The organism is Halomonas icarae, assembly GCF_009901955.1.
Classification (GTDB): domain Bacteria; phylum Pseudomonadota; class Gammaproteobacteria; order Pseudomonadales; family Halomonadaceae; genus Halomonas; species Halomonas icarae.
Genome location: NZ_WUTS01000001.1, coordinates 2,346,477 through 2,365,269 on the forward strand (window position 1 = coordinate 2,346,477; position 18,793 = coordinate 2,365,269).

The following is an 18,793-nucleotide window of genomic DNA, read 5'->3' on the forward strand; positions in this document are numbered from 1 at the left end:
TTAACCCAGCTGAACCTTCTGACGCAGGAAGTCGAGGATCTCCCCGGCCGGCACCATGGTGGCGTCGTTGTCACGGCGTCCCTTGTATTCCAGTTCACCCTTGTCCAGTCCGCGATCGCCCACCACCAGGCGGTGAGGAAGCCCCATCAGCTCGTGGTCGGCAAACTTCACCCCGGGGCGCAGGTCGCGGTCGTCCAGCAGCACCTCGAAACCGGCGGCGCTCAGCTCGGCATAGAGCTTCTCCGACTCCTCGCGTACGCGCTGTGACTTGTGGGCATTCATGGGCACCAGCGCGATATGGAAGGGAGCGAGGGCGTCGGGCCAGATGATGCCGGCGTCGTCATGGTTCTGCTCGATGGCGGCGGCCACCACGCGGGTGACACCGATGCCGTAGCAGCCCATCCAGGGGTGGATGGCACGGCCTTCGTCACCCAGCACGCTGGCGTTCATGGCCTCGGAGTATTTCTGCCCCAGCTGGAAGACATGACCGACCTCGATGCCGCGCTTGATGGCGAGCACACCCTTGCCATCCGGCGAGGGGTCGCCCTCGACCACATTGCGGATATCGGCCACGCTGGGCAGTGCCACATCACGCTCCCAGTTGATGCCGAAGTAGTGCTTGCCGTCGATGTTGGCGCCGGCACCGAAGTCGCTCATCAGTGCCACGCTACGGTCGATGATGACCGGCATCTCGAGGTTGACCGGACCGAGGGAGCCGGGACCGGCACCCACCGCGGCGCGGATCTCCTCTTCACTGGCCATGGTCAGCGGAGCGGCCACCTCGGGCAGGTTCTCGGCCTTCACCTCGTTGAGCTCGTGGTCACCACGCACCAGCAGGGCGATCAGGCCGTCCTCGGCGGCATGAACCATCAGTGTCTTGATGGTCTTCTCGATGGGCAGGCCGTGCTGCTCCACCAAGGCGGCGATGGTCCTGGCATCGGGGGTGTCGACCAGGCGCAGCTCCTCGCCGGGGGCGGCGCGCTGAACATCGCTGCCCAGCGGTGCCGGCAGTGCCTCGGCCTTCTCCATGTTGGCGGCGTAGTCGGAGTCGGTGGAGAAGACGATGTCGTCTTCACCGGACTCGGCCAGCACATGAAACTCGTGGGAGCCGGTACCGCCGATGGCGCCGTTGTCGGCGATCACCGGGCGGAAGTCCAGCCCCAGGCGGGTGAAGATCCGCGTGTAGGCGTCATACATCGCCTGGTAGGTCTCCTTGAGGGAGGCCTCGTCCACATGGAAGGAGTAGGCATCCTTCATGATGAACTCGCGGGAGCGCATGACCCCGAAGCGGGGGCGAATCTCATCGCGGAACTTGGTCTGGATCTGATAGAAGTTGGCCGGCAGCTGCTTGTAGCTGGAGATCTCCTTGCGGACCAGGTCGGTGATCACCTCTTCGTGGGTAGGGCCCACGCAGTAGTCGCGGTCGTGACGATCCTTGAGGCGCAGAAGCTCCGGGCCATACTGCTCCCAACGGCCGGACTCCTGCCACAGCTCGGCAGGCTGAACCGCCGGCATCAGCACTTCCTGGGCGCCCGCCCGGTTCATCTCCTCACGCACGATGCGCTCGACCTTGCGCAGGGTCTTCACCCCCAGCGGCAACCAGGTGTACAGGCCGGAGGTGAGGCGGCGGATCATGCCGGCCCGCAGCATCAGCTGGTGGCTGATGACCTCTGCATCGGCGGGGGTTTCCTTCAGGGTGGAAATCAGCATCTGGGTAGCGCGCATGGGTCCGGCGTTTCCTCGGTAGTCAAAGGGGGGCCGCAAGGGCGGCAATGATGGTGGCATTGTACGGCCAAGCCACGGGCGCGGCAAAAGGCGCTCGTCTCGATGAAAGAAGTACTATCGCATTGGGTCAAGATAACTGTATCGCGCGGGGTCAAGATAACGGTGATGTCGTGCATCCAGTTTTCCTACACTGGGCTGGATAGCAGAAGCCGCAGCGTCAGGCCCAGCACCAGCGTCGTGGCAACGCTTATCAGGGTGCCCAGCAGCACGTATTCGGTCAGCTTGCGATCCCTCGCCTCACGCAGGTCGCCATAGCGCAGTACCGACTTGGCCGCGAGCAGAAAGCCCACGGCGGCGAGCTGATCCAGCAGCACCAGGGAGAGCACCAGCAGGCGCTCGAGCATGCCGATCTGTGCCCCGGCCCGGTCCAGCGTACCGGCCTCCTCGATCTGGCGGCTCCAGGGCGTCAACACCATGGCGATGGCAAACGACAGGGGGCGCGTCACGATCAGGTAGGCCGCCGCCACGCCCAGCACCCCGGGCGAGAGCAGCCAGGCACCGAGGGGTTCCAGCGGCGCCATGCTGCCGATCCAGGCCAGCCAGATCAGGAGGAGCACACTCAGGTGCAGCGCCTGGTCGAGCAGGAACCAGCGTAAGGTGCCGGGTAGCCGGGCCTTCACCAGATCGATTATCCAGTGGCTGACTCCCACCCCCAGGGCGCCGCCGAGTGCTCCTGCCGGCCCCGGCGCGTCGGGCAGCAACAGGGTCGCGACAAGCAGCACCAGGGCGGTGAGTCCCCCATGCACGGCACCGTGATAGTAGAGATGGCGTGAGCGGTGGCGTAGCCGAAAACGCTCTTCGACCCAGTGGCGTGGCTGCAGCAGGAAGTCGCCGACCAGATGGGCGAGCACCAGGCCCAGCAGCAGCGAGAGTTCGTTCGGTGTCATGGTCAGCCAGCGTCCTTGTCGGCCAGGCGGGTCTCGAGATAGGCGAGGGTATCGCTGAGCAGTGGCCAGCGTGCCGCCTTCAGGCGTTTGTAGACGCTGGGCTGGCTGATGCCGAGATGCGTCGCCATGGCTTGCTGGGACAGGGTCCGCTCGAGGCTCAGCTGGACCACCTCCGCCGAATAGGGGGACCAGCCAGCGAGCAGGTCATCGAGAAAGCGCATCAGCAACGCCAGGCTGCCATCGTCAGGGTCGTCGAGCAGTGTCAGCGCGAGATGTTCGCTGCCCTCTCCCAGGCGATCCAGTCGGTGCCCCGAGGCGACGAAGGGGGCGTCATCGGCTTCGGCGATGCGCAGGTCGGCGTGCCATCTGGCCGGCCCCACGGCCACCGCGATACGGGCATCCCAACGTTGGTCGGGTTCGGAGTGTTCGATCAGCGCCGCACGCAGGGCGATGGCCGCCGTCATGGCATGCCGAGCCCGGGGCAGGGCGATCTGGAAGCCATCGCCGCGAAAGCGCTCGGCATGACCCTGTTGTTGCCTGGCCAGGCGCTGCAGGCTGTCATCCAGGAGGCGATAGAGGCGACGGCGGTCGCTCACCTTGCGTGAGTCGACCACGTCGCCGGTCAGTACGGCGATGCGTTGGGTCGGGGTGGTCTTCTCGAACACGCAGTCACTCCTTGAGCCTGCGTCTCAGTATAGCCGCCTGTGGCTATGTCGCCAGTTTATAGCCTTTAAAGGCTATTAAATGGGTTTATAGCCCTTATGGGCTATTTGTTCAGGGTTCGCATGGCGCTCTCCAGCCCCTCGAGAGTCATGGGGTACATGCGATCCTCGACCAGCTGGCGGATCAGCCGGGTGGAGTGGGTAACGTCCCAGGTGTGACGTGGCATGGGGTTGAGCCATACCAGCCGAGGGAACTTGTCGATCACGCGCTTCAGCCACACCGCGCCGGCCTCGTCATTGAAGTGCTCCACGCTGCCGCCGGGATGGGTGATCTCGTAGGGCGACATGGCCGCATCGCCGACGATCACCACCTGATAGTCATCGCCATAGGTGTGCAGCAACTCCATGGTCGGGAGGCGTTCGGCATGACGGCGAGTCTGGGTGCCGGCACTGCTGCGCCACACCCCCTCGTAGATGCAGTTATGGAAGTAGTAGGCTTCCAGGTGCTTGAACTCCGAACGGGCCGCCGAGAACAGCTCCTCGCAGGTGCGGACATGGTCGTCCATGGAGCCGCCCACATCGAGCAGCAGCAACACCTTCACCGCGTTATGGCGCTCGGGGCGCATCTGCACATTGAGCAGGCCGGCATCCCGCGCGGTTTCGCGAATGGTGGCATCGACATCGAACTCCTCCGCGGCCCCCTGGCGCGCGAACTTCCTGAGCCGGCGCAGCGCCATCTTGGTGTTGCGCGTGCCAAGCTCCAGGGAGTCGTCATAGTCGCGAAAGCGGCGCTCATCCCACACCTTGGCCGCACGCCGGTGGCGAGAGCCATCCTGGCCGATGCGAATTCCCTCCGGGTTATAGCCGTAGGCACCGAAGGGGCTGGTGCCGCCGGTACCGATCCACTTGTTACCGCCCGCATGGCGCTCCTGCTGCTCCTCGAGACGCTTCTTGAAGGTCTCGATCAGCTGCTCGAGGCCGCCCAGAGATTCGATTTGGGCCTTCTCCTCATCGGAGAGCTGCTTCTCGAACTCGCGGCGCAGCCAGTCATCGGGGATCAGCGCCTCGATGGCGGCGTCGAGGTTCTCGAGTCCTTCGAACCAGGCGGCGAAGGCCCGATCGAAGCGGTCGAAGTGGCGCTCATCCTTGACCATCACGGTGCGGGCAATCTGGTAGAACGCCTCCATGTCGGCGAAGACCACGCCGCGTTCCACCACCGCATGGAGGTCGAGCAATTCGCGCAGCGATACCGGGACGCCGGCACGCTTGAGGGTCTCGAACAGGCCGATAAACATGGTTCAGCGCCTCTGGTTGCCCTGGCGGCGCATCATGAAGGCCAACCGCTCCAGTAACTGGGTATCCTGTTCGTTCTTGACCAGCGCGCCTGCCAGCGGCGGGATCGCCTTGACCGGGTCACGCTGATAGAGCGCCTCGCGGGCCAGCTCGTCGCTCATCAGCAGCTTTAGCCAGTCGACCAGCTCCGAGGTGGAGGGTTTCTTCTTGAGGCCCGGGGCCTGACGCAGGTCGAAGAACACCTCCAGCGCCTCGCTGACCAGCTTCGGGGCGATGTCCGGAAAGTGCACATCGACGATCGCCTGCATGGTGTCGCGGTCGGGAAACTCGATGTAGTGGAAGAAGCAGCGGCGCAGGAAGGCGTCGGGCAGCTCCTTCTCGTTGTTGGAGGTGATGATGATGATCGGGCGGTGGCGGGCGGTGATGGTCTCGCCGGTCTCGTAGACATGGAACTCCATGCGATCCAGCTCCTGGAGCAGATCGTTGGGGAACTCGATATCCGCCTTGTCGATCTCGTCAATCAGCAGTACCACCCGCCTGTCGGCGGTAAAGGCGTCCCACAGCTTGCCGGGCTTGATGTAGTTGGCGACGTTCTCCACGCCCTCGACGCCCAGCTGGGAGTCACGCAGGCGGCTTACCGCATCGTACTCGTAGAGCCCCTGGGCGGCCTTGGTGGATGACTTGATATGCCAGGTGTGAAGTTCGGTGCCCAGCGAGGCCGCCAGCTCCTCGGCGAGCAGAGTCTTGCCGGTGCCGGGCTCGCCCTTGATCAGCAGCGGACGCTCCAGGGTCACGGCGGCGTTGACCGCCTGCTTGAGGGCCTCGGTAGCTACATAGGTGGAAGTGGAATCAAACGCCATGCGTCATGCCTCGGCTTGTCATCAGAGGGGTGAAGGGATCAAACAAGTGTACGGAAGGGCGCCAGCAGGGACAAACCTCAGCACGGTTATGCAAGAAGGATTACCAAGTTAACAGCCAGGCCAGGGTTTCATGGTTTATCTGTAGACTTGTGAAAGGGTGGCCCAGGAATCTTCAAGGGAGGAAACATGCTTCGCAACCTCTATGCATCACTTCCCGATAAGCTGGAAGAAGAGCAGTTCGATGAGCTGGCCGCCGGCCAGGGGGTGCGCATCGAGCGCATCATCTCGCGCGGCCACAGTTCGCCTAAAGAGGGCTGGTACGATCAGCCCCGGCACGAGTGGGTAGCGGTGCTGCAGGGGCGTGCGGTACTGGCCTTCGTGACGGGCGAGGAGCGAGAGCTCGGCCCGGGCGATCATCTGGTGATTCCGGCACACTGCCGACACCGCGTGGCGTGGTCGGATCCGGAGCAGACGACCATCTGGCTGGCGGTGCACTATAACGGATAGCCTTCGTCTGGGCACATGGCCTTCGCGTGGAGCCTGTATCAAACTGTGTCGTAAATGGCGTGCTACAAAGGGGTCTGAACCATGCGCTTGAGGGTACTCTCCGATCTGCACCTCGAGTGCTTCGATGAATGGCGAGAGCTGCCGGATGTGGAGTGTGACGTGGTGATTCTGGCCGGAGATATCTCGCGCGGGACTCGAGGGCTCGAGTGGGCGGCCGAGCGCTTCGCCGGCATACCGACTCTCTATGTCCCCGGCAACCATGAGTTCTATCGTAGCAGTATGCCGGTTCTACGCCGGGAGCTGGCCGACGAGGCAGCCAGGCTCGGCATCCACCTGCTCGACAACCGCTCACTGACCCTGGGCGGCGTGCGCTTCCACGGCACTACCCTGTGGACCGACTTCGACCTCTATGCCGGCGAGCCCGATCACGACCCGGCGCTTACCGAAGAGAGGGTACTGGCCTTTATGCCGGACTTTCGCATCGTCGAGCAGCCGGACGCAGTGGTGTTCACCCCGGCGGAGAGCCGTCGTCTGCATGCCAAGGCGAGGAGCTGGCTGGAGTCCGCGCTCGCCGAGCCCTTCGGCGGCCCCCGGGTGGTGATCAGCCACCATGCGCCGCTGGCCGAGTGCATCCCGTCCGGCTATCGGGGCGATGCGGCCTCGCCGGCCTTCGCGTCTCATCTGCCCGAGCTGATGGGGCGCATGGACCTCTGGATCCACGGCCACGTCCACGAGCCGGTCGATGTCGAAATCGCGGGGACCCGCGTTATCGCCAACCCCGGTGGTTACCCGGGAGAGTTCGATCCCCCGCTCTTTACTCCCGACCTGGTCGTTGCGGTGCCGGGGCCATCAAGCTGATGCACATCACCCCTGTGCTGCCTGCCGCCCGAACTGCAGCTCGGCCAGGCGGCGGTAGAGCGGGCTCGTGTCGAGCAGCTGGTCATGGCTGCCGGCGGCCACCAGGCGTCCCTCGTCGATCACCAGGAGGCGGTCGGCGGCGGCCACCGTGGCCAGGCGATGAGCGATCACCAGGCTGGTGCGTCCCACCATCAGCCGGTCCAGGGCCTGCTGTACCAGGCGCTCGCTCTCGGCATCCAGGGCGCTGGTCGCCTCGTCCAGCAACAGCACTCGGGGATCCTTGAGCAGCGCCCGGGCAATCGCCAGGCGCTGGCGCTGGCCGCCGGAGAGTTGTACGCCCCCGGGGCCCAAGGGGGTATCGAAGCCCCTGGGTAGCGCCTCGATAAAGGCCAGCGCGTTGGCCGCTTCGGCGGCCCTGCGCAGTGCATCGGTCGAGGCATCGAAGTCGCCGTAACGCAGGTTGTCGGCCACGCTGCCGGTGAACAGCACCGGCTCCTGAGCCACCAGGCCCAGGGCCGAGCGCAGCTCGAAGGGGGCCAGGTCGCGAAGGTCGATGCCGTCGAGGCGCAGGGTGCCGCTGTCCGGATCATGGAAACGCAGCAGAAGCGCGAGCAGGGTGCTCTTGCCGGCGCCCGAGGGGCCGACCAGCGCCACCCGCTCGCCCGGGCGGATGGTCAAGTCGATGGCCTCAAGCGCCGGGGTCTTCCGGCCCGGATAGGTGAAGCTTACTCCCTCCAGGCGGATCTCGCCGGCGAGTGGCCGAGGCAGAGGGATCGGCCGGCTAGGTGGTGCGATGCCAGGGCGGGTGTCGAGCAGCTCCAGCAGGCGCTCGGCGGCCCCCGCGGCGCGCTGCACATCGCCGGCCACCTCGGCAAGTGTGGCCACGGCGCCGGCCGCCAGCACGGCATAGAAGACGAAGGCCGAGAGCTCACCGGCGCTGATCTCGCCGGCGAGTACCGCCAGCCCGCCCTGCCACAGCATGATGCCCACCCCCGCGAAGACCACCAGCATGGCGACGCCGGTCAGCCAGGCGCGCTGGCGGGTACGCGCGATGGCGCTGGCGAAGGCCTCTTCGACGCGCCCGGCATAGTCGCGCCGATCGAGCCGCTCATGGGTGAAGGCCTGGATGGTGCGGATGCCGGAGAGCGCCTCGTCGGCATAACGGCCGAGCTCCGCCACCCGGTCCTGGCTGGCCCGCGAGAGCCCCCGCACCCGCCTGCCGAACCATAGAATCGGCAGCACCGTGGCCGGAATGCCCAGCAGCACGATGGCCGACAGCCATGGCTGGGTCGCCAGCATCAGCAGGACTGCACCGATCAACATCACCAGGTTGCGCAGGGCCAGGGAGATCGAGGAGCCGAACAGGCTCTGCAGCACGCTGGTATCGGCGGTGAGTCGCGAGGTGATCTCGCCGGCGGCCTGGTCGGGCGCCTGGGCACTCTCGAAGAAGCCGGGCTCCAGGGTCAATAGATGATCGAAGACCCGGCGGCGCAGGTCCGCGGCCAGCCGCTCGCCGATCCAGGATACCAGGTAGTAGCGTAGTGCCGAGGCCATCGCCAGCACCGTGACCACGACCAGCATCATGCCCAGGGTGCGCCCCAGGGCGGCGCTGTCGGCGTCCATGAAGCCGCGGTCGATCACCAGGCGCAGCCCCTGGCCCAGCAGCAGCACGCTGCCCGAGGCCATCAGCAGGGCCAGGGCGGCCAGCGCCAGGCGCCCTCGATAGGGGGCCAGCAGGCTCAGCAGACGCAGCAGTATGCGAGGATCGGGGCGTGACGACATCACCGCCTCCCTAGCCCTGACCCTTGAGCTGCTCCTTGAGCTGCTTGGGTACCTGCTTGATGATCAGGCGGTCGCTTGCCTCGTCGTATTCGATGCTGGAGCCCAGCAGGTGGGAGTCGAAGCTGATCGAGACCCCGCCGGCGCGTCCGGTAAAGCGCTTGAACTGGTTCAGGGTCTTGCGATCCGGTGGGATCTCCGGCGACAGCCCGTAGTCGGCGTTGCGAATATGATCGTAGAAGGCCTTGGGCTGCTGTTCGTCGAGCAGCCCCGAGAGCTCCTCCAGGGTGATCGGCTCGCCCCGACTGGCCTGCTCGCTGGCATACTCCACCAGGGTCTCGGTCTTCTCGCGGCTGCTCTCTTCGGGCAGGTCCTCCTGCTCGACATAGTCGCTGAAGGCCTTGAGCAGGGTGCGGGTCTCCCCCGGGGCATCGACGCCCTCCACGGCACCCAGCAGGGCCGCGAAGCCCTCGGCCAGTGCCTTGCCGCCACGCTCGCGGGTCCAGGAGAGGTACTGTCGGGAGTCGCCGCGCTGCCACTGGCTGATATCGAGCCGGGCGGCCAGGCTCATCTGGGTCATATTGAGCTGGCGCGCCGGCGTCGGCTGCAGATCGTCGTCGATGGCGAACCCCTCTCGATGGTGCAGCAGGGCCAGGGTCAGGAAGCGAGCATCGCCGAAACGCGTGTCCAGCACCATCAGGTCACCGGACACGGAGAGGTGGGCATCCAGCAGCGTGGCGAGGCGGCCGGCGAGGTCTCGTGTCACGGCAACGAAGTCGCGTTGCTCCTCCAGATAGGCGGTGAGCTCCATCGCCAGCGGTGAGGCGGCATCACTCTCATCATCCTGGCCGCGCTCCGCGAAGTGGCCCCAGGCCTTGTTCTTGGCATGATAGGCGCGGGTCAGGCCCTCGAGCATGGCCTCCAGGGCCTCCGACTCGGACAGCGGTTCACTTGCCGGCAGTAGACGAGCCGGGGCGTCACCGCCTTTCTCGATGCGATGCACGATGGCGTTGAGGATGGGCATGGGACCTCCCGCGATGGTGGACGAGGGCAGGCATGATACCCGCCGCTGGTCGCCGCCGATAGGCGCGACGGTCTCAGCGCTCCTCGAGATAGGCGGTCATCGAACCGGCCAGCAGCAGCGCGATCAGATCCGCCTGACGATGGGTATCGGTCTTCTGGAACAGGTTGCGCAGGTGAAAGGCCACGGTAGTAGGAGAGACGCCCATCTGCTCGGCAATCTCCTCGCTGCGCAGGCCCTCCAGCAGTGCGGTGGCGATTCGTGACTCGGTAGGCGTCAGCCCGAACAGGCTGGCCAGTATCTCCCGAGGCAATGGCGGACGCTGATCCGGCGCCGATAACAGCACCACGACACTGGCGTCCTTCCCCGTGGCTTCCGGTGTCTGTCCTAGCGCGCAGATCAGCACCAGCAGGCCGTGTCCGCCTGGCTGATGGGGCAGGCGCAGGGAGAAGACCGGCTCCTCGCCCTGGCAACTGGCCAGGGTCGCCGCCGCGAGGGTCTCGCGTAATTTTCGGGCCATGGCACCGCGCACGGAGAATGTCCGGTTCAATCGAAGAACGTCGCTCGCTGCGGCCAATTGCTGCGCTCGCTGATTGATGAAAGTGATCTCGCCCTGGCAATCAAGCAGCACCATGCCCGGTGCCACCAGATCCAGCACACGGGTGGCGGCCTGAAACGCCTGTTGTGATACTTCCTGGTGCAGCGCGCTCATGGCCTGGCGCAGCTCCTGGAGTTCATGGCTCGACTTGTCGCGCATGCGTGAGACCTGCCGCAACCGGGCATCGATCGTGGCCAGCAACAGGTCGAAGTCGATAGGTTTGACCAGGTAGTCGTCGGCCCCGAGGCGCTTGCCTTCGACCACCTCCCGAGGATCCGAAAGGGCGGTGAGAAACACGAAGGGCGTATCGGCCAGGTGTGGCCGCTGTTCGCGCACGGCATCGAGTACCCCGTAGCCGTTGAGCCCGGGCATATTGATATCGCACAGGATCAGATCCGGAGTACAGGCGTCGACCTGCTGCAGAGTGGCCTCACCATCGGCCGCCTCGAGCACGGCATATCCCGCTTCTCTGAGCTCATCGCAGATGTCGGCGCGCAGATCTTCCTGATCCTCGGCGCATAGAATCAGCGGTGAACGGTGAGTGATGTCATGACTGTTCATTGCCGTTCTCCCTGACCTCGGCGGCGGGTAGCCGCAGCGTAAAGGTGGTGCCCTCACCGGGGCGCGAGCACATCGTCAGGTCGCCGTGCTGGATCTGGGCCAGATGGCGAGCGATATTCAATCCCAGGCCGGTACCATCGCTGCCGGCCGCAGCGCTGCCGCGGAAGAATCGCTCGAACAGTCGCGGTTGCTCGTCGACAGCAATGCCACGACCGAAATCCGTTACCCGACAGATGATCTGATTCGCCTCGCGGGCCGTGGTGAGATGTACCGGCTGACTCTCGGGGGAGTACTTCACGGCATTCTCGACAAGATTGGCCAGTATCTGCTCGGTCAGGGTGCGGTCGCACCAGGCCCAGGCGTCTTCAGCGCCGTGCCGTGCCTGCAGACGCCGGGTACCGGAGACGTCGGCCTCCAGGTGGCAGAGCTCATCGACGATACGACGCAACGAATGCCGTCCCAGGCTGGCTATGACCTGCTTGCCGTCGATACGCGCGGCGGTCAGCGAGGACTCCACCAGGCGGGTCATCTGGGTGACCGCCTCGCGCAGCCGCGTATAGCGTTCGCTGCGCTGTTCGGGGCTGAACTGCAGATGCCGACGTTGTAGCCGCTGCAGGCCCGAGTCGATGACCGCCAGCGGCGTTCGGAACTGATGGGAGACCATGGCGGCGAAGCTGCGATAGAACTCGCTGACGCCACGCTCGCGGTCGAGGGACTGGGCGAGGGCCTCGGAGGTCTGACGATAGCGATAGACGTGACGTTCGACCTCCTCCTCCAGGCGGTCACGATGCACCATCAATTCACGCTGTGCGGCGCGTCGCTGGCGCAGGGCGATGACCAGCAGCATGACCAGTACCATGCCGCTCAGGCCAATGCCGATGATGGAAGCGATCACCTGCCTGAGGCTGCTATGGTACGTATCCAGGCGTGCCCCCGTACTCTCCCACTCGGCCATCATGACACGGTTGGCGATGCGATTGAGGCTGGCCATCAGCGCATCGAGATGTGGCGTGAGCCGTTGAGGGTCGAATCCGTTCATCCCTTCCGTGGTCGTGGCACTGTCACGCAGGGCTTGCATCTGAAGCAGTGCATCATCCAGACGCGCCGCCAATCCTTCGTTGGTGAGGTAGCGTCGCTGGGGGCCATCATCCAGCAGCGTCAGGCGGCTGGTGAGGATATCCAGGCGCAGCTCGGGGTCCTCGCGGAGGTCTCCCAGCGCCTGCCGGTTGATCGCCTGATCCAGTCGGTGGCTGGCCACCTGGGCCTGGGTCACCACCCACAGCATGTTCTCATCCACATTGACGCGCATGGCCTGCTCGACCTGAACGAGGCGAACCAGTGCGAAGACGAGAAACGCGGTCAATGCCACGATCACCAGAGTCGGCGCGGCATAGGCGGGTACGCTTCGCAGCTTGGCCATCAGTCGATCTCGAGCCGATGCAGCTGCCAGACCCAGCGGTAGTCGTAACGGATATCCTGCAGCTCGAGGTGGTCGTCACGCGGATAGACGATCCACAGGGGCCCCTTGTCGCGACGGGTGAGGCGTTGCTCGTTCATGGTGTCGGCCAGCAGCACATCGTAGCGCCGGAAGTCCTCGATCGGGATCTCGACCCGGTAGTCGTTGAGGGCCAGGGCCGTCACCGTTTCGCCGTCCGCCGCCAGGGCATCCAGCAGATCCCGAACCAGAAAGCCCTCGAATGTCTGGCGGCCGTCGGTAACGCTGGTATGGGTCGTCAGCCGCTCACGGGGCAGGGCATTCAGCATCTGGGCATCCAGATGAGCCTCATCACCGAGATTGGTGAGTGCAATATCGCCGGCGACCTCCAACAAGACGTCATCCCTGGGGGGAAGGAAGGGGGTGTCGGTGGACCAGGTCGCGGTCGGGAAGGCGAGTAACAGAGCCACCAGAAAACAGTATCGGAGAAAACAGTATCGGATCGGTATCACGTCAACGTCTCCCTTGTGATCGCCCCTCTTTTGTGATCGCCCCTATTGCACTGTAGCCCGCCGGGATCAAGGGTGACCCCCTGCGTATGAAGGGGTCGCGTGCTGCATCGGGGCGCTAGGCTATGAGAAGGCGGCGGCAGCAGGAACGCCTGGCGTCCAGGCTTTCGAGGGCGCACCTTCAGGGCACCCTAGCATGTTGCCGTATCGAGGGTGAGATAGGGAGCGACAGCCACTCAGGCTGGGTAGGCCGGGGGAGTCAAGACGATGACGAGTAATACGCTGCGACAGCCTGATATGCGCGAGCGCATTCAGCAATTATTACACCCGACAGGAGTTGCGGCAGAGCTGGCCGGTGAGTAGGGCCCTGCAGGGCGAGCAGCGCACGAACTCTCTGATTGGTGAGGGTGGTGAGGCGGATTAATGGGACCAGGCGCTGGAGTCGCCAGGAGCCTGAAGCGGGGCAGGTCCCCGGAATTAGCGAGGAGATCATCATGAAACGTGGCATGGCAGTTATTGCAGCCGGTGCGCTGAGCCTCGGGAGCTGGGTGGCACAGGCCCAGGCCGACGAAGTGGTCGAGCAGATCGAGCTGGGCCTGGAGCTCTACCAGGAGGAGGAGTATGGCGCGGCGATCACCGAACTGGAGTTCGCCATTAGCGATATGCGCAAGCTGATGGCGGCGAGAATCGCCGAGACCTTCCCCGCGCCTCCCGACGGGTGGAGCGCCGCCGAGGTCAGCACCAGTGGTGGTGGCGGTGCGGCGGCGATGTTCGGTGGGGGAGGGAGCATGCTGGAGCGCGAGTATCGGCAGGACGGCGGCGAGGGTCGGCTTACCGCCAAGCTGATGATCGACAATCCGATGATTCAGGCCATGTCGGCGATGTTCAACAACCCGGCATTGATCGCCGCCCAACCCAATATGGAGCGTATTCGCATCGGGCGCGAATCCGCGATTCTCAAGTGGGATCCCGACAACGGCAGCGCCGAGGCCTCCTTCCTGATGGATGGACGCATCCTGATGCAGGTCGATGGCAGCAGGCTGGAATCGGAAGCTCCTGCCGTCGAGCTGCTCAAGGCGTGGGATCTTGACGCCGTGCGCGAGCAGTCCGCCCGTTGACCGTAACAGTCCCGCTCCTGCGGGACTGTTACGATGGCTGGTCCCGGTGGCTAGGGCTTCAGTCGATAGCCGGTACGGAAGATCCAGGCCACCACCGCCAGTGCCGCGGCAAGGAATAAAACGATCATACCCAGGCTGAGCAGAGGGCTGACATCGCTGATTCCGTAGAAACTCCAGCGGAAGCCGCTGACCAGATAGACCACCGGATTGGCCAGGGTGACCGCCTGCCAGAAGGGGGGCAGCATATCGATGGAGTAGAAGGTGCCACCGAGGAAGGTCAGCGGCGTGATCACCAGCAGCGGCACCAGCTGTAGCTTCTCGAAGCCATCGGCCCAGATGCCGATGATAAAGCCCAGCAGGCTGAAGGTAGTCGCCGTCAGCACCAGGAACAGTGCCATCATCAGCGGGTGCGCGATGGTGTAGGGCACGAACAGCCGTGCGGTGATCAGCACGATGATCCCCAGGATCAGCGACTTGCTGGCCGCGGCGCCCACATATCCCGCGACGACCTCCCAGTAGGACATGGGCGCGGAGAGCACCTCGTAGACGGTGCCCGAGAAGCGCGGAAAGAAGATGCCGAACGAGGCGTTGGAGACGCTCTGGGTGAGCAGCATCAGCATGATCAGGCCAGGCACGATAAAGGCGCCGTAGCTGATGCCGTCCACCTCGCTGATCCGCGTGCCGATGGCGGCACCGAACACCACGAAGTAGAGCGAGGTGGAGAGTACTGGCGAGACGATGCTCTGCAGCACGGTACGCAGGCTGCGGGCCATCTCGGCACGGTAGAGGGTCTTGACGGACTCGAGGTTCACGTCGCCTCCTTGACCAGATTGACGAAGATCTCCTCCAGGGAGCTCTGGCGGGTATACAGGTCCTTGACGGCGATGTCCGCGGCCTCCAGGTCGGCCAGCAGCCCGGCGATACCGGTGCCATCATCCTCGTCTGCCGTGGCGTCATAGGCGTAGACCAGGGCGTGTCCCTCCTCGGCCAGCGTCAGGCGATGACGGGCGAGGCGTTCCGGCACCGATGCCAGCGGATCACGCAGATGGAGGGTGAGCTCCTTGCGGCCCAGCTGCTGCATCAGCGCCTGCTTGCCCTCCACCAGCACCAGCTCGCCGGAGCGGATCACCCCGATGCGGTCGGCCATCTCCTCGGCCTCCTCGATATAGTGGGTGGTGAGGATGATGGTCACTCCGCTGTCGCGCAGCGCCCGCACCACCTCCCACATGTCTCGGCGCAGGGCCACATCGACCCCGGCGGTGGGTTCGTCGAGAAACAGGATCTCCGGCTCGTGGGCCAGCGCCTTGGCGATCAGCACCCGGCGCTTCATGCCGCCGGAGAGGGTGATCATGCGATTGTTGCGCTTCTCCCACAGCGACAGCGAGCGTAGCACCTTCTCGATATGTGCCGGATCCCTCGGCTTGCCGAACAGCCCCCGGCTGAAGCTCACCGTATCCCACACCTTGATGAAGGCGTCGTTGGTCAGCTCCTGGGGCACCAGGCCGATGCGTGCCCGTGCCTCGCGAAACTGACGCACATTGTCGTAGCCATCGACCAGCACGCGTCCGCGGCTCGGGTTGACCAGCCCGCAGATCACGCTGATCAGGGTGGTCTTGCCCGCTCCATTGGGGCCGAGCAGGGCGAAGATCTCGCCACGACGAATCTCGAGATTGATATCCTTGAGTGCCTCGAAGCCGCCGGCGAATGTCTTGCCCAGGCCCTCGACGCGAATGGCCGTGCTGTCCCGCGCTTCACTCAAGGGTAATGTCGCCGTCGAAGGTCAGCGCCAGGTCGATGCCGTCGACCGTCACGGTGACCCGCGCCGGCAGCTGCTCGTCCCCCTTGAGGTCGCCCGCATCGATCGCCTGCTGCACGGCCTTCTCGATCTCCTGCTGGGTATTCACGCCGACGGTCTTGAGCAGCTTGCGAATGCTGTGCTGGAAAGCGTCCTGGTTCATGCTGAGACTCCTTTAGCAAGGGGGATCAATTTCCATCCTACCGTGACTGCTCGAGACTGTCGCCTCGGCGCCGATGGCATTTAGTCGGGAGATGGCACTTAGCCTGGAGATGGCACCGACGAGGTTCGCGTGAGTCTACGCAGAACGAAAAAAGCGACCCGAAGGGCGCTTTGGTATCGGCTCCGGCCGCCGCGAACGGCGGCCTGCGATGTTGCGAGCATCGGAGTCGAAGCTGAGGATATCAGAACCGCGGCACTCAGGCCTCTTGAGCGATCGGAATCACGTTGGAGGCGGCGTTCTGATACTCCTCGATCTCGTGGAAGTTCATGTAGCGATAGATCTCGCCGGCCATGGCGTCGAACTCGCTCATGTAGCGGCGATATTCGTCGACGCTCGGCAGGCGGCCTTCCACGGCGGCCACGGCCGCCAGTTCCGCAGAGGCGAGGTAGACGTTGGCACCGTCGCCCAGGCGGTTCGGGAAGTTACGGGTGGAGGTGGAGACCACGGTGCTCTTGGCGGCGACGCGCGCCTGGTTACCCATGCACAGCGAGCAGCCCGGCATCTCCATGCGTGCCCCGGCACGCCCATAGATGCCGTAGTAGCCCTCCTCGGTCAGCTGGTGCTGATCCATCTTGGTCGGCGGTGCCAGCCACAGGCGAGTCTTCAGGCTGCCGGCCGGCTGCTTCTCGAGCAGCTTGCCCGCGGCGCGGAAGTGGCCGATGTTGGTCATGCACGAACCGATGAAGACTTCGTCGATCTTCTCGCCGGCCACCTCGGAGAGCAGACGGGCGTCGTCCGGGTCGTTGGGCGCGCAGAGTACCGGCTCATTGAGCTGGTCGAGATCGATCTCGATGATCTCGGCGTACTCGGCGTCCTGGTCGGCACGCATCAGGCTCGGGTTGGCCAGCCACTCCTCCATGCCCTGGATGCGGCGCTCGATGGTACGGCGGTCGCCGTAGCCATTGGCGATCATCCACTTGAGCAAGGTGATGTTGGACTTGAGGTACTCGGTCACGCTCTCCTCGGACAGCGTGATGGTGCAGCCGGCGGCGGAGCGCTCGGCGGAGGCGTCGGAGAGCTCGAAGGCCTGCTCCACGGTGAGGTCCTCGAGACCCTCGATCTCCAGCACGCGACCGGAGAAGGCGTTCTTCTTGCCGGACTTCTCGACGGTCAGCAGGCCGTCCTTGATCGCGTAGTAGGGGATCGCGTGGACCAGGTCACGCAGGGTGACGCCCGGCTGACGCTTGCCCTTGAAGCGCACCAGCACGGATTCCGGCATATCCAGCGGCATCACGCCGGTGGCGGCGGCGAAGGCCACCAGCCCGGAGCCGGCCGGGAAGGAGATGCCCAGCGGGAAGCGGGTATGGGAGTCGCCGCCGGTGCCCACGGTGTCGGGCAGCAGCATGCGGTTCAGCCAGCTGTGGATGATGCCGTCGCCCGGGCGCAGCGAGACGCCGCCGCGGTTCATGATGAAGTCGGGCAGGGTGTGGTGGGTATCCACATCGACCGGCTTGGGGTAGGCGGCGGTGTGGCAGAAGGACTGCATCACCAGATCGGCCTGGAAACCGAGACACGCCAGATCCTTGAGCTCGTCGCGGGTCATCGGCCCGGTGGTGTCCTGAGAGCCCACGGTGGCCATCTTCGGCTCGCAGTACATGCCGGGACGCACGCCGTCCAGGCCGCAGGCCTTGCCGACCATCTTCTGGGCCAGGGTGAAGCCCTTGCCGGTGTCGGCGGGCTGCTCGGGCAGGCGGAAGACGTCGGAGGCGGGCAGGCCCAGAGACTCACGCGCCTTGGTGGTCAGGCCGCGACCGATGATCAGCGGGATACGGCCGCCGGCGCGCACCTCGTCGAGGATCAGCTGGGTCTTGAGCTCGAAGGTGGTCAGCACCTCGTCGGTGCCGTGCTTGCACACCTTGCCCTCGTAGGGGTAGACGTCGATGACGTCGCCCATCTCGAGCCTGGAGACATCCATCTCGACCGGCAGGGCGCCGGAGTCTTCCATGGTGTTGAAGAAGATCGGGGCGATCTTGCCGCCGAAGCAGAAGCCGCCGGCGCGCTTGTTCGGCACGTTGGGGATATCGTCACCGAAGAACCACAGCACGGAGTTGGTGGCGGACTTGCGCGAGGAGCCGGTGCCGACCACATCGCCGACGTAGGCCACCGGGAAGCCCTTGGCCTTCACGTCCTCGATCTGCTTGAGGGGGCCCTTGACGCCCGGCTCCTCCGGCTCGATGCCGTCACGCTCGTTCTTGAGCATGGCGTTGGCGTGCACCGGAATATCGGGGCGCGACCAGGCGTCCGGGGCCGGGGAGAGGTCGTCGGTGTTGGTCTCGCCAGGCACCTTGAAGACGGTCAGGGTGATCTTCTCGTCCAGCTTGGGCTTGGCGAGGAACCACTCGGCGTCGGCCCAGGACTGGATGACATCCTTGGCCACGGCGTTGCCCGCCTTGGCACGCTCCTCCACGTCGTGGAAGGCGTCGAACATCAGCAGGGTATGCTTGAGCTGTTCGCCCACTTCCTTGGCCAGGTCGGCATCGTCGAGCAGCTCGACCAGCGAGACGATGTTGTAACCGCCCTGCATGGTGCCCAGCAGCTTGACGGCGTGGACCCTGTCGATCAGCGGGGACTCGGCCTCGCCCTTGGCGATGGCGGTCAGGAAGGCGGCCTTGACGTAGGCAGCCTCGTCGACGCCCGGCGGGACGCGGTTGGTCAGCAGGTCGAGGATGAACTCCTCTTCACCCGCCGGCGGCGTCTTCAGCAGTTCCACCAGGGCGGCGACCTGCTCGGCGTTCAGCGGCTTAGGCGGCACGCCTTCGGCGGCACGCTCCTCGACATGTTGGCGATAGGCTTCAAGCACGTTAGGGCCCTCATTGCGTGTGGGGCCAGAGTGTCGCGACCCGGTGGAATCACGACCCAGTTAGAGTCGCTATTCGATTGAGTCGCTACCCGGTAGAAACAG

Annotated in this window: 17 protein-coding genes; 3 read left to right on the forward strand and 14 right to left on the reverse strand. The window is 65.0% G+C overall.

Features of this window, described 5'->3' with window-relative positions:
• From GRB80_RS10610 to GRB80_RS10630, 5 genes are all read right to left on the reverse strand, one after another.
• On the reverse strand, nucleotides 1-1,725 hold the full coding sequence (locus GRB80_RS10610) for a proline--tRNA ligase (protein ID WP_161423561.1): 1,725 nt from the start codon (nucleotides 1,723-1,725) through the stop codon (nucleotides 1-3).
• A gap of 185 nt (nucleotides 1,726-1,910) precedes the next feature.
• Nucleotides 1,911-2,672, reverse strand: a complete 762-nt coding sequence (locus GRB80_RS10615; protein WP_161423562.1) for a DUF3307 domain-containing protein — start codon at nucleotides 2,670-2,672, stop codon at nucleotides 1,911-1,913.
• Nucleotides 2,673-2,674: 2 nt separating this feature from the next.
• The gene (locus GRB80_RS10620; RefSeq protein ID WP_132043942.1) at nucleotides 2,675-3,337 is read right to left on the reverse strand and encodes a hypothetical protein; all 663 of its coding nucleotides are present in this window, start codon (nucleotides 3,335-3,337) and stop codon (nucleotides 2,675-2,677) included.
• Nucleotides 3,338-3,438: 101 nt separating this feature from the next.
• On the reverse strand, nucleotides 3,439-4,629 hold the full coding sequence (locus tag GRB80_RS10625) for a vWA domain-containing protein (protein WP_161423563.1): 1,191 nt from the start codon (nucleotides 4,627-4,629) through the stop codon (nucleotides 3,439-3,441).
• Between the two features lie 3 nt (nucleotides 4,630-4,632).
• Nucleotides 4,633-5,487 carry an AAA family ATPase gene (locus GRB80_RS10630; RefSeq protein WP_132043938.1) on the reverse strand — a complete coding sequence of 285 codons (855 nt, stop codon included), beginning with the start codon at nucleotides 5,485-5,487 and terminating at the stop codon, nucleotides 4,633-4,635.
• A gap of 186 nt (nucleotides 5,488-5,673) precedes the next feature.
• Between GRB80_RS10630 and GRB80_RS10635 the strand changes: the two genes are divergently transcribed.
• A complete protein-coding gene (locus tag GRB80_RS10635) occupies nucleotides 5,674-5,994 on the forward strand; it encodes a cupin domain-containing protein (protein ID WP_161423564.1) in 321 nt (106 codons plus the stop codon).
• Nucleotides 5,995-6,075: 81 nt separating this feature from the next.
• Nucleotides 6,076-6,852 carry a metallophosphoesterase gene (locus GRB80_RS10640; RefSeq protein ID WP_161423565.1) on the forward strand — a complete coding sequence of 259 codons (777 nt, stop codon included), beginning with the start codon at nucleotides 6,076-6,078 and terminating at the stop codon, nucleotides 6,850-6,852.
• A gap of 6 nt (nucleotides 6,853-6,858) precedes the next feature.
• On the opposite strand, the gene GRB80_RS10645 is transcribed toward GRB80_RS10640, so the two are convergent.
• From GRB80_RS10645 to GRB80_RS10665, 5 genes are all read right to left on the reverse strand, one after another.
• A complete protein-coding gene (locus tag GRB80_RS10645) occupies nucleotides 6,859-8,634 on the reverse strand; it encodes an ABC transporter transmembrane domain-containing protein (RefSeq protein ID WP_161423566.1) in 1,776 nt (591 codons plus the stop codon).
• Between the two features lie 10 nt (nucleotides 8,635-8,644).
• Nucleotides 8,645-9,655 carry a nucleoid-associated protein YejK gene (gene yejK / locus GRB80_RS10650; RefSeq protein ID WP_161423567.1) on the reverse strand — a complete coding sequence of 337 codons (1,011 nt, stop codon included), beginning with the start codon at nucleotides 9,653-9,655 and terminating at the stop codon, nucleotides 8,645-8,647.
• Nucleotides 9,656-9,728: 73 nt separating this feature from the next.
• Nucleotides 9,729-10,811, reverse strand: a complete 1,083-nt coding sequence (locus GRB80_RS10655) for a response regulator (RefSeq protein ID WP_161423568.1) — start codon at nucleotides 10,809-10,811, stop codon at nucleotides 9,729-9,731.
• Nucleotides 10,798-12,231 (reverse strand): sensor histidine kinase, encoded by a 1,434-nt coding sequence (locus tag GRB80_RS10660; RefSeq protein WP_202597207.1) that lies wholly within the window; start codon nucleotides 12,229-12,231, stop codon nucleotides 10,798-10,800. Before GRB80_RS10660 ends, GRB80_RS10655 begins: the two co-directional genes overlap by 14 nt.
• Complete coding sequence (locus GRB80_RS10665; RefSeq protein ID WP_309663569.1) at nucleotides 12,231-12,716, reverse strand: putative pterin-binding protein; 486 nt, start codon at nucleotides 12,714-12,716, stop codon at nucleotides 12,231-12,233. Before GRB80_RS10665 ends, GRB80_RS10660 begins: the two co-directional genes overlap by 1 nt.
• Nucleotides 12,717-13,249: 533 nt before the next feature.
• Here GRB80_RS10665 and GRB80_RS10670 point away from each other — a divergent pair.
• Nucleotides 13,250-13,873, forward strand: coding sequence for a hypothetical protein (locus GRB80_RS10670; protein WP_237561969.1), 624 nt, complete (start codon nucleotides 13,250-13,252; stop codon nucleotides 13,871-13,873).
• Nucleotides 13,874-13,923: 50 nt separating this feature from the next.
• Here GRB80_RS10670 and GRB80_RS10675 read toward each other — a convergent pair whose 3' ends face one another.
• The 4 genes from GRB80_RS10675 to acnB form a co-directional block, all read right to left on the reverse strand.
• The gene (locus GRB80_RS10675; protein ID WP_132043926.1) at nucleotides 13,924-14,685 is read right to left on the reverse strand and encodes an ABC transporter permease; all 762 of its coding nucleotides are present in this window, start codon (nucleotides 14,683-14,685) and stop codon (nucleotides 13,924-13,926) included.
• Nucleotides 14,682-15,632: an ABC transporter ATP-binding protein gene (locus tag GRB80_RS10680; RefSeq protein WP_202597208.1), complete on the reverse strand. Its 951-nt coding sequence runs from the start codon at nucleotides 15,630-15,632 to the stop codon at nucleotides 14,682-14,684. The genes GRB80_RS10675 and GRB80_RS10680 overlap by 4 nt, the downstream gene beginning before the upstream one ends.
• On the reverse strand, nucleotides 15,625-15,831 hold the full coding sequence (locus tag GRB80_RS10685) for a DUF6494 family protein (RefSeq protein WP_132043924.1): 207 nt from the start codon (nucleotides 15,829-15,831) through the stop codon (nucleotides 15,625-15,627). The genes GRB80_RS10680 and GRB80_RS10685 overlap by 8 nt, the downstream gene beginning before the upstream one ends.
• A 256-nt stretch (nucleotides 15,832-16,087) precedes the next feature.
• The gene (gene acnB, locus GRB80_RS10690; RefSeq protein WP_161423569.1) at nucleotides 16,088-18,691 is read right to left on the reverse strand and encodes a bifunctional aconitate hydratase 2/2-methylisocitrate dehydratase; all 2,604 of its coding nucleotides are present in this window, start codon (nucleotides 18,689-18,691) and stop codon (nucleotides 16,088-16,090) included.
• Nucleotides 18,692-18,793 lie beyond the last annotated feature (102 nt).